Source organism: Streptomyces sp. SAI-135 (genome assembly GCF_029893805.1).
In the GTDB taxonomy this organism is placed as follows: Bacteria; Actinomycetota; Actinomycetes; order Streptomycetales; family Streptomycetaceae; genus Streptomyces.
Genome location: NZ_JARXYP010000002.1, coordinates 3,898,496 through 3,910,038, shown reverse-complemented (window position 1 = coordinate 3,910,038; position 11,543 = coordinate 3,898,496). Strand labels below are relative to the sequence as shown.

The window sequence follows — 11,543 nt, the reverse complement described above, 5'->3', positions numbered from 1 at the left end:
CCCTGGGGAAAGGGTTTCGCCGGGTAACCACAGGATGATCAGGGGACCGGTCGGGAGGGGCCGCGGACGCACGGTGCCCGGTGTCCCTGCGGACACCGGGCACACGCGCAGGTCAGTGGTGCCGACGCGTCACTCCTCGACGGTCAGGCCCTTGCGCAGCCGTACGAGAGTCCGCGACAGCAGCCGCGAGACGTGCATCTGCGAGATCCCGAGCTCTTCACCGATCTCCGACTGGGTCATGCCCGCGACGAAGCGCAGCGAGAGGATCTGGCGGTCCCGGGAGGGGAGCGCGGCGATCAGCGGCTTCAGGGACTCCACGTACTCGATGCCCTCGAGCCCGTGGTCCTCGTAACCGATCCGGTCGGCCAGGGCGCCCTCGGAGTCGTCCTCCTCCGGCTGGGCGTCCAGCGAGGAGGCGGTGTAGGCGTTGGACGCCGCCATGCCTTCGACGACCTCCTCCTTCGACAGCCCGAGACGTTCGGCGAGCTCGCCCACGGTGGGGGCGCGGTCGAGCTTCTGAGCCAGTTCGTCGCCGGCCTTGGCCAGGTCGAGCCGGAGCTCCTGGAGGCGGCGCGGCACCCGCACCGACCAGGACGTGTCGCGGAAGAAGCGCTTGATCTCACCCACGATGGTTGGCATCGCGAAGGTGGGGAACTCCACACCCCTGCTGAGTTCGAAGCGGTCGATCGCCTTGATCAGGCCGATGGTGCCGACCTGGATGATGTCCTCCATCGGCTCACTGCGGGAGCGGAAACGGGAGGCGGCGAACTTGACCAGAGCGAGATTCAGTTCGACGAGCGTGTTGCGGACGTACGAGTACTCGTGCGTGCCCTCCTCCAGCGACTCCAGCCGCGCGAAGAGGGTCTTGGAGAGCGCTCGTGCGTCGACCGCCCCCACCTCTTCGAAGGGCGGGATGTCCGGAAGCCCGGCGAGCACATCGCCTTCGCTGTCCTGCTCGATGGGATCCAGATGTTCCGGGGGGGATGTCGACGTCGCCTGATGGGTATGCGAGGCGTCGAGCCGGGGTGACATGATGTCCTCCATCGTTCTCGGCATATGGCTGCCGAAGCCAGTTCGTGCACTGCGGTGTGCGGCGCCTCCAAAGCCGGCCGTGTCGAGTTCGTGTCTCTACTAGCCCTACCCGGTTTCCCGACACGACCGCAAGTGTGTTCTGTGCGGTTATGTCCGTTTGTGGGTGATTGTTCGGGTGTCGGAGGGTGTGGAGAAGGCGTAGTGTTCGAGGGCGTCATCAGCAGCCACGACGTCGGGAGAGAGAGACGGCATGGACCGCGGGACGGTCGGCAGCGCACAGTCTGGCCGGCTTCTGGTTGAGGTGCGGCAAGAGGGCTCCAGTGCCGTTGTGACTCCAGCAGGTGAGTTGGATCACCACACGGCCGATTTGTTGCGTGAGCCACTCGAGGAGTGCCTCGCCAAGGGGAAGAGCCGGCTTGTCGTCGACTGCACACGGCTGGAGTTCTGTGACTCCACCGGACTGAATGTGCTGCTGGGGGCACGGCTGAAGGCCGAGGCGGCGGGGGGTGGCGTACATCTCGCGGGGATGCTGCCCGTCGTGGCGCGGGTCTTCGAGATCACGGGGGCCGATGCGGTCTTCAGTGTGCACGCCACGCTGGAAGAGGCATTGGCCGGTGAGTCCGGCGAGTCCGGCGACTGAGGCGGCGGGCGGGTGACGGTCCCAGTGGCCTCCTTCGTGTCCCGTTCGTCCCCGTGGGCCGGTGTCCACCGGGTGTCGCACCTCTCGTTGCGGACATACGTCCCGAATGGAGGGGTGTTCTACCGGTCCGCTCGGGCAGGAGACATCCGTACTGACTGTTCGGTGAGCGACCATGCAGTGACGTTTTGAATCGTGAACCGGTGAATCGGTGAGGTGAAGCGCTGATGAGCACCACCCGGCCCTACTCGCCGGGCGACCGTGACCCGGAGCCCAGCGTGGAGCCTGGCGGCGAAGCCGAGGTGTCGACGGGACGGCGGGTCCGTCGGCTGAGCTTCGAGGGGGAGAGCGGGGTCGTCCCGCTCGCGCGTGACTTCACCCGTCAGGCGTTGCACGCGTGGGGGTGGCTGCCGGCGGCGTCCGCGGACCGGCGTGCCGTCACGGAGGACGTGCTGCTGGTCGTCTCCGAGCTGGTGACGAACGCGTGCCTCCATGCGGAGGGCCCGGACCAGCTGGGGATCTCCTGCGACAACAAGGTGATCCGGGTCGAGGTCTCGGACCGCGGGGCCGGGCAGCCGGCGCCGCGCACCCCGCACCGGGCGGGACGGCCCGGCGGACACGGCATGTTCATCGTGCAGCGGCTCTGCCTGGACTGGGGAGTCGTCAGGGCGCCCGGCACGGCCGGCAAGACCGTGTGGGCGGAACTGGGCGCACCCGCCTAGCGCCGGCCGCCCGCCCGAGCGCCTGCTCGGCGTCGACCCGCGCCCCGGCTCGGCATCCGCCCGGCAATCGCCGGGATCGGCCCGAGCCCCTGCTCGGCGTCCGCCCGGTGACCGGCGGCAGCTGTGCGAGCCCCCTGTTCGGCGTCCGCCCGGTGACTGTCGGCATCCGTGCGAGCTGCTGGTCGCGTCCGCCCGGCAATCGCAGGGATGGCCCCGAGCCCCGGCTCGACATCCGGTCGGCGACTGGCGGCATCTGTGCGAGCCCTGTTCGGCGTCCGCCCGGTGACTGTCGGCATCCGTGCGAGCCCCCTGCTCGGCGTCCGCCCGGCGAGCGTCGGCATCTCTGCGAGCCCCTGCTCGACGTTCGCCCGGTGACTGTCGGCAGCTGTGCGAGCCCCTGATCGGCGTCGGCCCCGCCCCCCCCCCCCCCCGCCCGGCACGCACCCCTCGGTATCCGCCCGCCGCCCTCCCCGCGCCCTTCCGCGGTCGGGCCCCGGGTGATCCCGGGTGTCCCCACAGTTCCGACACTTACTTTCTCTTCCTTCCTCCGGTGCCCCGGCGTACCTTGACGGCCGATCTGATGTGCCGTCAGGAACGAGTAAGGGGAGCGGAACCGTGTCGTACCCGAAACGAACCGCCGCGCTCGCGTCCGTCGCGGCTCTGGCCGGCTCGGCGGTGCTCATGGCCGCCCCCGCTGCCCGCGCCGAGGTCGTGAACGTCAACTACCAGTGCAAGACGCCCATCGGTGACAAGAGCGCCGTCTCGCCCATCGACATCAAGGGCGTCAAGAGCGGCAGCGGCTACCGGATCACCATGTCCTGGCAGAAGGGCGTCTCCTCCAGCCCGGTCGACCTCGGCAAGGGCGCGATGAACCCGAGCGCCACCATCAGGCTGGGCGGTGCGGACACCGGGACGATGAACGTGACCGGCCCCGCCAACCAGGCGGTCGTCCCCGCCAACACCCCCATCAAGATCAACGACCTGACCGGGACGTACACCCCGAAGAAGTCCGGCAAGGTCACCTTCACCGCGGGCGTCCTCACCATCAAGGCGCTCGGTACGACGACCACGTGCACGCCGACCAACAGCCCCGGCGCCTCGCTGACCCTCGACGTCACCGCCGCCTCGGGCTCCTCGGGCGGTGGCGCCCGGAGCGACAGCGGCAGTGACTCCGGCGCCGCCCTCCCGCAGACCGGCCCCGAGGACTCGGCGATCGCCCTCGGCACCCTCGGCGGCACGGTGCTGCTCGCGGGAGCGGCGGGCACGCTCTGGCTCACCCGGCGCAACCAGACGGCCCGAGCGCGCCGTTAGCGGCCCGGTCCGCTTCCGTACGACAGCTGGAGCCGCCCATGCCGCCCGTGCCGTCCCTCACGCGTGACCTGTCCCCGCCGGTCGGGTCGAGCCGGCCGATCCCACCGGTCGGGCGGCCTGCGGTACGGCGTCCAAGGCGTCGTACGGCCGGGCCCGCGCCCGAATCCCCGTGTACGGAAGCCGAGTTGACGGGAGCGACGACGTGAGCCCGAGCGGCAAGGTGCGGTGGGCGGTTCTGGTGGCGGTGTGCGCGCTGCTGCTCACGGCGACGGCGGGGACGGCGGCCGCGGCGGACGGGCCGAGCGTGAGGCTGTCCAAGTCCCAGGCGGGCAGCGGCGGTTCGATCACCGTGAGCGGCAGCGGCTGGCGTGCGCGGGCCCTGCTGATGATCCTGGTCTGCGGACAGGCGGTGCCCTCGCGCGGGGTGCCGGGCGGTACCAACTCCTGTGCCAACGCGGACGGCCGGGCCGTCACCACGGACGGGAAAGGGCGCTTCAGCAAGAAGCTGCCCGTCGCCGAACCCCCGGTGCCCTGCCCCTGCGTGGTGCACGTGGCCACGGTGACCGGGGCGAAGGCCGAGGCCGACGCGATCTTCCAGGTGGCCGGGCACGCCGTGGAGCCGTTGCCCGCGGAGACGGACGGCGGGCGGCTGTCCGTCCTCACCGACACCCGGCTCGACGGCTCGGGGGGGCTGCTGACCTGGTTCGGGGCACCCCCCGCACGCACCCTCGTCTTCACCGTCGGCAACGTCGGCACCTCCGCCGTCAAGGACCCCGTCTTCCAGGTCGGCACCGCGCACGGCGTGTTCGCCCCGCAGTGGGAGGAACAGCAGTGGCGCGGCACGATCCGGCCGGGCGGCAGGGCCCGGATCGAACTGCCCGTCGAGCTCACCGGCGGCGCGCACGGCGCGTACACGGTGTCGCTGAAGTACGGCGGCAAGGTGCTCGCCGAGCAGCCCTGGGGCGTGGGGCGGCCCTGGGGCGTGACCCTGTTCTGGGTGCTGGTCTTCCTGGTCGTGCCGGCGGCGCTGTTCCGCATCGGCATGGCCGTGGTGGACCGGGTGCGGCCACGGCCCGCCGGAGGTCTGCGGCACCGCGGACTGCGGCTGCCCGAACTCGCCCTGCGACTGCCGGGGTTCAAGCCCTCCACGGCCGCGCACGCGGCCCCTCCCACGTCCACCCTGCCGTGGTTCACCCCGGACGCCGATCCGGGCGCGGCCGGTGGCCGGCTCTCCGCACCGCACGACGACAGCCCGACGAGTCCCACGACTCCCACCAGAGAGGGTTCCACGTGAGCATGCGAAGGAGAGTCCCACCGGCCGGCGGGCCGAGAAGAGCGGGCGCGGCCGGTGCGGCGCTGGTGCTGGCCGGGGCGGGCGTGGTGCTCGCTCTCGCCGCCGGACCCGCCCAGGCCGCGGAGGTGTCGTTCCCGACCCGGTGCGTACCGCCCGCGGGCGTCGGGCTCGACCCCGTCGAGGGCACCACGAAGGTGGAGATCACCGCACCGGCCGGCGCGAAGGTCGGCGACGAGATCGACGTGGTCTGGAAGTTCACCCAGGCCGCCTCCAAGAACCCGAACATCATCGATCTGCCGGCGAACTCGGTCCAGCCGACCGGCACCCTGAAGGCGGCCGGAGCGCAGAGCGCCGACATCGCGATGACCGGACCGCGTGAGAACCCGGCCATCCCCAAGGGCGGCGACATGGTGCTGTCCGACATGAAGGGCACACTGAAGCTGACGGCGGCCGGGCAGCTGACGCTGACGCCGGGCGCGTACACGGTGAACGCGATGGGCACGAACACGGTGTGCACGCCGACGGGGACGGTGCCGACGGCGGCGACGCTGACCGTGGCGGCCGGTGACGGGACGTCGACCCCCACCCCGGACCCGACGGACACCCCCGCCCCGACCCCGACGCCGACCCCCACCGACACCGAGAGCCCGGATCCCACTCCCAGCTCCACAGAGTCCGAGGGCGACGGCCAGACGGACTTCACCGGCAAGGCGGTCGCCATCCCCTACACCTGCCAGTCGCCCCTCGGCGAGAAGAAGGCGACCTCCGAGATCCAGATCAACGCCAAGAAGGACGGCGGCAGTTACGGCATCACCGTGCAGTTCAAGAACTCCCCGATGGACAGCCCCGCCGACATCCCCGCGGACTCGGTCAAGCCCTCCATGGACGTGCTGCTGGGCGGCGACGACACGGGCTCGGTCCACGTCGAGGGCCCCACCAACTCCGCGGCCATCAAGTCGGGCGACCCCATCGAGATCCCCGACATGACGGGCACGTACAAGCCCGGGGCGACGGGCGAGTCGACGCTGTCACCGGGGGTCCTGACGATCGAGGCGCTGGGTACGACGACCACCTGCAAGCCGGACAGGACGGAGGTCTCCCTGACCCTGACCACGCAGGAGCAGGAAGGCGGTGCGTCGGGCGGTTCGTCGAGCTCGGGCGGCACGAGCACGAGCGGTTCGTCGACCAGCGGCGGCCTGGCGGCGACGGGTGCGGACGACCACGCGGCGCTGAAGGCGCTGGGTCTGGTGGCGGGCACGGCGCTGCTGCTGGGCGGCGCGATCTTCACGTTCCTGCCCGGGCGCAAGAGGCTCTAGGGGCGCGGGAAACGCACGGGGCGCCGGGATCCACCAGGATCCGGCGTCCCGCGGTTGCAGCGCTCGGTGCTCGTCGGGTCAGCGCACGCTGCCCATGAGCTCCTTGACCCGGTTGCGGTACATCCACACCGCGACACCGGCGAGAACGGCGAGCGTCGCCTCCAGGGCGACGATCCCGGTCTTGTTGAGGTCGACCCCGGCGATGGAGAGGAGTCCGGTCGTCGCGTCACCGGCGGTGACCGCGAGGAACCACACGCCCATCATCTGCGAGGCGTACTTCGCGGGGGCCATCTTCGTGGTCACCGACAGACCCACCGGCGACAGCAGCAGCTCACCCACGGTCTGCACGAAGTAGATCGCGACCAGCCACAGCGCGGCGGCCTTGTGGCCACCCTCCGCGATGGACAGCGGCGCGAGGAACAGGAAGAAGGACGCACCGACGAGCACCAGACCGGAGGCGAACTTCACAGCCGTGCTCGGCTCCTTGCCACGCCGGTTCAGCGCCAGCCAGAACCAGGCGAAGACCGGGGCCAGGGCCATGATGAGGACGGGGTTGACCGACTGGTACCAGGAGACCGGGAACGTCCAGCCGAGGACGCTGTTCTCGGCGGAGGAGTCCGCGAAGATCGACAGGGTCGAGCCGCCCTGGTCGTAGATCATCCAGAAGACGGCCGCGGCGACGAAGAACCAGATGTACGCGGACATCGACTTCTGCTCGGTGCGGTCCAGGTCCTTGTCCCGCTTGATGTTGACCAGGACCATCACCGGGATGATCACGCCGAGCAGGGTCAGCGGGACCAGGATCCAGTTCAGCGTGTAGTGGCCGGTGAAGCCGACGATCGCGTAGAAGACGACGGCGATGCCGGCCCAGATCGCGGCCTTGCGCAGGGTGGCGGACTTCTCCGCGTCGGACAGCGGCGTCGGGACGACGCTGGAGCGGTCGGCCAGGTGGCGGCTGCCGATCAGGAACTGGGCGAGGCCCAGGGCCATGCCGAGGGCGGCGAGCGCGAAGCCCAGGTGCCAGTTGACGTTCTCGCCGATGGTGCCGATGACCAGCGGGGCGGCGAAGGCACCGAGGTTGATGCCCATGTAGAAGACCGTGAAGCCGCCGTCGCGGCGGGGATCGTCCGGGCCCTCGTAGAGGTGGCCGACCATCGTGGAGATGTTGGCCTTCAGCAGACCGGAACCGATCGCGACCAGGCCGAGGCCGGCGTAGAAGGTGCCCGAGGAGGGCAGGGCCAGGGTGAGGTGACCGAGCATGATCACGGCACCGGCGACGGCGACGGTCTTCCGGGGACCCCACACGCGGTCGCCGAACCAGCCGCCCGGCATCGCGAGCAGGTACACCAGCGACACGTACACGGAGTAGATCGCGGTCGCGGTCGCGGCGCTGAGGTGCAGGCCGCCCGGGGCGACGAGGTACAGCGGGAGCAGAGCCCTCATGCCGTAGTAGGAGAACCTCTCCCACATCTCGGTCATGAAGAGTGTGGCCAGTCCGCGGGGGTGGCCGAAGAAGGCTGTGTCGGAACCGGGGGTGCCCGGAGTCACCGAGTCCTTCGTCAGGCTGGACGCCATGGTCGTTCCTTGCTGGTGGGGATTACCGCACACAAAAGAGACCTTCAGCGACGGATACGCGCCAAAGGTCCCCACGATGCGACAGGCATTGAATGCACCATACGTCAGGCTACCGACGGAAATGGAAGGACTTGAGATGTGAATCACAGGTGCCCGTGGAACCGTACACCTGGTTTCTAAGGTCCCTACAGGATTGGCACCGCATAGTCACAGGTTCACACCGGATCCACGAAAGGTAAGAACCACTGGGTTGCGATCACACCCCAGCATCTTTGAAGAGCGGTCTACCATCAGCTCATGACCCGTGTACTGCTCGCCGAGGACGATGCGTCCATTTCGGAGCCGCTGGCCCGCGCCCTGCGCCGGGAAGGGTACGAGGTCGAGGTGCGCGAGGACGGACCCACCGCACTCGACGCCGGAATGCAGGGCGGTATCGACCTGGTCGTCCTCGACCTGGGTCTGCCCGGCATGGACGGCCTCGAGGTGGCCCGCCGACTGCGCGCCGAGGGCCACGCCGTACCGATCCTCATCCTGACCGCCCGCGCCGACGAGGTGGACACCGTCGTCGGTCTCGACGCGGGCGCCGACGACTACGTCACCAAGCCCTTCCGACTCGCCGAGCTGCTCGCCCGGGTCCGGGCCCTGCTGCGGCGCGGGGCGGCCGAGCCGGCGCAGCCGCCGGCCACCCACGGGGTACGGATCGACGTCGAGTCGCACCGGGCGTGGATGGGCGACGAGGAACTCCAGCTCACGGCCAAGGAGTTCGACCTGCTGCGGGTTCTGGTGCGGGACGCCGGCCGGGTGGTGACCCGGGACCAGCTCATGCGCGAGGTCTGGGACACCACGTGGTGGTCGTCGACCAAGACGCTCGACATGCACATCTCCTGGCTCCGCAAGAAGCTCGGCGACGACGCGGCCAACCCGCGGTACATCGCGACGGTACGAGGAGTGGGTTTCCGCTTCGAGAAGAGCTGAACCCCGGGTCGCCGTCCGGCACGTAACAGGTAAGAGGACATGCGCCGTCGACTGATCCAGTCCACGCTCGCCGTGGTGCTCGTGGTGATCGCCGTCTTCGGCGTCTCCCTCGTCATCGTCGAGACCCGCACCATCAGCAACAGCGCCCAGGAGCGGGTCGACTCCGAGGCGATCCGGCTGACCGGGATCGTGGACAGCAGGCTGTTCGCCGCGGAGGACGTGACGGCGGAGATCCTGCGCGACCAGGTCGCGCAGGAACGGTACGCCGTGATCCGGATCCCGGGTAAGGACCCGATCGAGGTCGGCGCGAAGCCCTCCGGCGAGGTCATCAGCTCCACCGAGAGGGGCGAGGAGGGCGAGACGGTCACCGTGCAGGAGCCGCGCTCCTCGGTGACCCGCGAGGTCGGCCGTACGCTCCTGATCATCGGGCTGGTGGCGCTGCTCGCGGTGATCGCCGCGGTGCTCCTCGCGATCCGCCAGGCCAACAAGCTGGCCTCGCCGCTGACCGACCTCGCCGAGACCGCGGAACGCCTCGGCTCCGGCGACCCGCGCCCGCGGCACAAGCGCTACGGCGTCCCCGAGCTCGACCGGGTCGCCGACGTGCTGGACTCCTCCGCCGAGCGCATCGCACGCATGCTGACCGCCGAACGGCGGCTGGCGGCCGACGCCTCCCACCAGCTCCGGACCCCGCTGACCGCCCTGTCGATGCGGCTGGAGGAGATCACCCTCACCGACGACCCGGACACGGTGAAGGAAGAGGCGAACGTCGCGCTGACCCAGGTGGAGCGGCTGACGGACGTGGTCGAACGGCTGCTGACGAACTCCCGCGACCCCCGGGCCGGCAACGCGGTCACCTTCGACCTCGACGAGGTCATCCAGCAGCAGCTCGCGGAGTGGCGGCCGGCGTACCGCAGTGCGGGCCGGGCGATCGTGAGCTCGGGCAAACGGCACCTCACGGCGGTCGGCACCCCGGGCGCGGTCGCCCAGGTCCTGGCCGCGCTGATCGAGAACTCCCTCATGCACGGCGGCGGCACGGTGGCGCTGCGCACCCGCGTCACCGGCAACCAGGCCGTCATCGAGGTCACCGACGAGGGGCCCGGCGTCCCGGCCGACCTCGGCGCCCGCATCTTCGAGCGCACGATCAGCGGCCGCAACTCCACGGGCATCGGCCTCGCGGTCGCCCGCGACCTGGCGGAGGCCGACGGCGGCCGCCTGGAGATGCTCCAGGCCCAGCCCCCGGTCTTCGGCCTGTTCCTCTCCCGCACCCCCCTGAAGTCCCCCGCAACGGACGAGGACGAGCCGACGGTGCGGTGAGCTGCGCGAGCCAGGGGTGGGCCGGCGCCCGCCCACCCCTGGCGGAGACTGACAGCGGCCGGGGAAACCCGGTCCCGGCACAGGTGGGACCCGGTGGCCCGGGGCCGAGCATCCAGGCCGGCGACTTGGCAGAGCCGATGCTGCCCGTCCGGCGATGCCGCAGACCCAGCCTCGGACCGGGCGCTGTTCGGATCGGTGTCCGGGGGGCCTGCCGGAGTCGGGCGTGGTCGTCTGGGGCTGCTCCCGGCTCAGGCTCGGGGCTGGGAGTCGGTCGGACTCGGGCCTGGGGCTTGGCGGAGGTCGAGGGTGGTTGTCCCGGGGGATCTGGGCTCAGGCTGGGGTCAAGTGCTGGCGGGATCGGTGTCGGGGGGCCGGTGGTCCGGGGCGGGGCGCTGCCGCGCAGGACGTGGTGGGGCCGGCGGTGGTCGTCCCGGGGGGTGATCTGGGCTCAGGCGCCGGGTCAGCCGCTGGTGGGACCGGTGTCGGGGGCCCGGCCGTTCGGGGCGGGGCGCTCTCGGCCAGGGCCAGGGCCAGGGGCCTTGTGGGGCTGACGGTGGTCGCGTGGGGTGCTGTCGGTTCAGCCTCGGGTCGGGGCGCGGTCGGACATGGTGGCCCGGGGTCCAGGACCTGGCGGAGTCGGCTGGGGATGGCCAGGGGCGAGTGCCGGTGAGGTCCCTCAGGTCGAGTCAGAGGACTCGCTGTCTGGGGCGGGGCGGCTTTCGGGTCGCTGCCTGCTCCGCCTCCTCCAGGAAGGACTCCGCGCTCGCCACCGCCTCGCGGGCGGGGAGGGTCCTGAAGACCCAGCTGCGGTAGGACCAGAAGCGGAAGAGCGTGGCGATGCCGATGCCGACGAACTTGAAGATGTTGCTCTGGAGCGGGCTGTCCCAGCCGAAGGCGTAGGTCGCGGTGTACAGGATGCCGTTCTCGATGACCAGGCCGACCACGCTGAACAGCAGGAACAGGGTGAGTTCCTTCGTGCGGCCGCTCTTGTCGCGGTCGCGGTAAGTGAAGTAACGGAACCCTATGTAGTTGAAGACGATCGACACGACCGTCGCGATCACGCTCGCCCGGACCACCGGAAGGTCGGTGAGATGCCGGACGACGTTGAAGACGAGGAGGTTGACGAGCAGCCCCGCGCCGCCGACCGCGCCGAATTTGGCGATCTCGCGGACGATCCTCCGCAGCCCTGAGGAACCATGTCCCATGGTTGTACAGTCCCCCAGTCGGGTCGGTCAGTCGAGTGATTTCGTCAACCAAGCCATGCTAACCACCCCCCATACCAGTTGCCTGTGGATGAACTCACACACAGGGACCAAGCTGGTAAGAGGACCGGAAACAGGCGCGGAATCCAGCCGCCGTGGCGCGAC

General features: G+C 70.4%; 10 protein-coding genes. 7 read left to right on the top strand and 3 right to left on the bottom strand.

Features of this window, described 5'->3' with window-relative positions; all coding sequences use genetic code 11:
• Positions 1–129: 129 nt before the first annotated feature.
• Entirely contained in the window at positions 130–1,044 is a 915-nt protein-coding gene (locus M2163_RS22020) for an RNA polymerase sigma factor SigF (protein ID WP_280851094.1), read from the bottom strand.
• Between the two features lie 238 nt (positions 1,045–1,282).
• Here M2163_RS22020 and M2163_RS22015 point away from each other — a divergent pair, with 238 nt between their 5' ends.
• The 5 genes from M2163_RS22015 to M2163_RS21995 all read left to right on the top strand — a co-directional run bounded on the left by M2163_RS22015 (position 1,283) and on the right by M2163_RS21995 (position 6,312).
• Complete coding sequence (locus tag M2163_RS22015; RefSeq protein ID WP_280894802.1) at positions 1,283–1,672, top strand: STAS domain-containing protein; 390 nt, start codon at positions 1,283–1,285, stop codon at positions 1,670–1,672.
• A gap of 224 nt (positions 1,673–1,896) precedes the next feature.
• Positions 1,897–2,391 (top strand): ATP-binding protein, encoded by a 495-nt coding sequence (locus tag M2163_RS22010; RefSeq protein ID WP_280851096.1) that lies wholly within the window; start codon positions 1,897–1,899, stop codon positions 2,389–2,391.
• A gap of 615 nt (positions 2,392–3,006) precedes the next feature.
• Positions 3,007–3,702, top strand: a complete 696-nt coding sequence (locus M2163_RS22005) for an LPXTG cell wall anchor domain-containing protein (protein ID WP_280894801.1) — start codon at positions 3,007–3,009, stop codon at positions 3,700–3,702.
• A 202-nt stretch (positions 3,703–3,904) separates the two neighbouring features.
• Complete coding sequence (locus M2163_RS22000) at positions 3,905–4,996, top strand: hypothetical protein (protein WP_280894800.1); 1,092 nt, start codon at positions 3,905–3,907, stop codon at positions 4,994–4,996.
• 2 nt (positions 4,997–4,998) lie between these two features.
• On the top strand, positions 4,999–6,312 hold the full coding sequence (locus M2163_RS21995; RefSeq protein ID WP_280894799.1) for a hypothetical protein: 1,314 nt from the start codon (positions 4,999–5,001) through the stop codon (positions 6,310–6,312).
• Positions 6,313–6,390: 78 nt separating this feature from the next.
• Here the strand turns inward: M2163_RS21995 and M2163_RS21990 are convergent, their stop codons facing one another.
• Positions 6,391–7,887: an oligopeptide:H+ symporter gene (locus M2163_RS21990; RefSeq protein WP_280894798.1), complete on the bottom strand. Its 1,497-nt coding sequence runs from the start codon at positions 7,885–7,887 to the stop codon at positions 6,391–6,393.
• A 297-nt stretch (positions 7,888–8,184) separates the two neighbouring features.
• Between M2163_RS21990 and M2163_RS21985 the strand changes: the two genes are divergently transcribed.
• A complete protein-coding gene (locus M2163_RS21985; protein ID WP_007382513.1) occupies positions 8,185–8,862 on the top strand; it encodes a response regulator transcription factor in 678 nt (225 codons plus the stop codon).
• A gap of 39 nt (positions 8,863–8,901) precedes the next feature.
• Positions 8,902–10,176, top strand: coding sequence for an ATP-binding protein (locus tag M2163_RS21980; protein ID WP_280851101.1), 1,275 nt, complete (start codon positions 8,902–8,904; stop codon positions 10,174–10,176).
• Between the two features lie 686 nt (positions 10,177–10,862).
• Here the strand turns inward: M2163_RS21980 and M2163_RS21975 are convergent.
• Positions 10,863–11,381, bottom strand: a complete 519-nt coding sequence (locus M2163_RS21975) for a GtrA family protein (RefSeq protein WP_280851102.1) — start codon at positions 11,379–11,381, stop codon at positions 10,863–10,865.
• Positions 11,382–11,543: the final 162 nt, after the last annotated feature.

Coding starts and splice junctions, on each gene's coding strand:
- M2163_RS21995 (WP_280894799.1), top strand. CDS start 4,999: ATGCGAAGGAGAGTCCCACCGGCCGGCGGGCCGAGAAGAGCGGGCGCG.
- M2163_RS21975 (WP_280851102.1), bottom strand. CDS start 11,381: ATGGGACATGGTTCCTCAGGGCTGCGGAGGATCGTCCGCGAGATCGCC.
- M2163_RS21990 (WP_280894798.1), bottom strand. CDS start 7,887: ATGGCGTCCAGCCTGACGAAGGACTCGGTGACTCCGGGCACCCCCGGT.
- M2163_RS22020 (WP_280851094.1), bottom strand. CDS start 1,044: ATGGAGGACATCATGTCACCCCGGCTCGACGCCTCGCATACCCATCAG.
- M2163_RS22015 (WP_280894802.1), top strand. CDS start 1,283: ATGGACCGCGGGACGGTCGGCAGCGCACAGTCTGGCCGGCTTCTGGTT.
- M2163_RS21980 (WP_280851101.1), top strand. CDS start 8,902: ATGCGCCGTCGACTGATCCAGTCCACGCTCGCCGTGGTGCTCGTGGTG.
- M2163_RS22010 (WP_280851096.1), top strand. CDS start 1,897: ATGAGCACCACCCGGCCCTACTCGCCGGGCGACCGTGACCCGGAGCCC.
- M2163_RS21985 (WP_007382513.1), top strand. CDS start 8,185: ATGACCCGTGTACTGCTCGCCGAGGACGATGCGTCCATTTCGGAGCCG.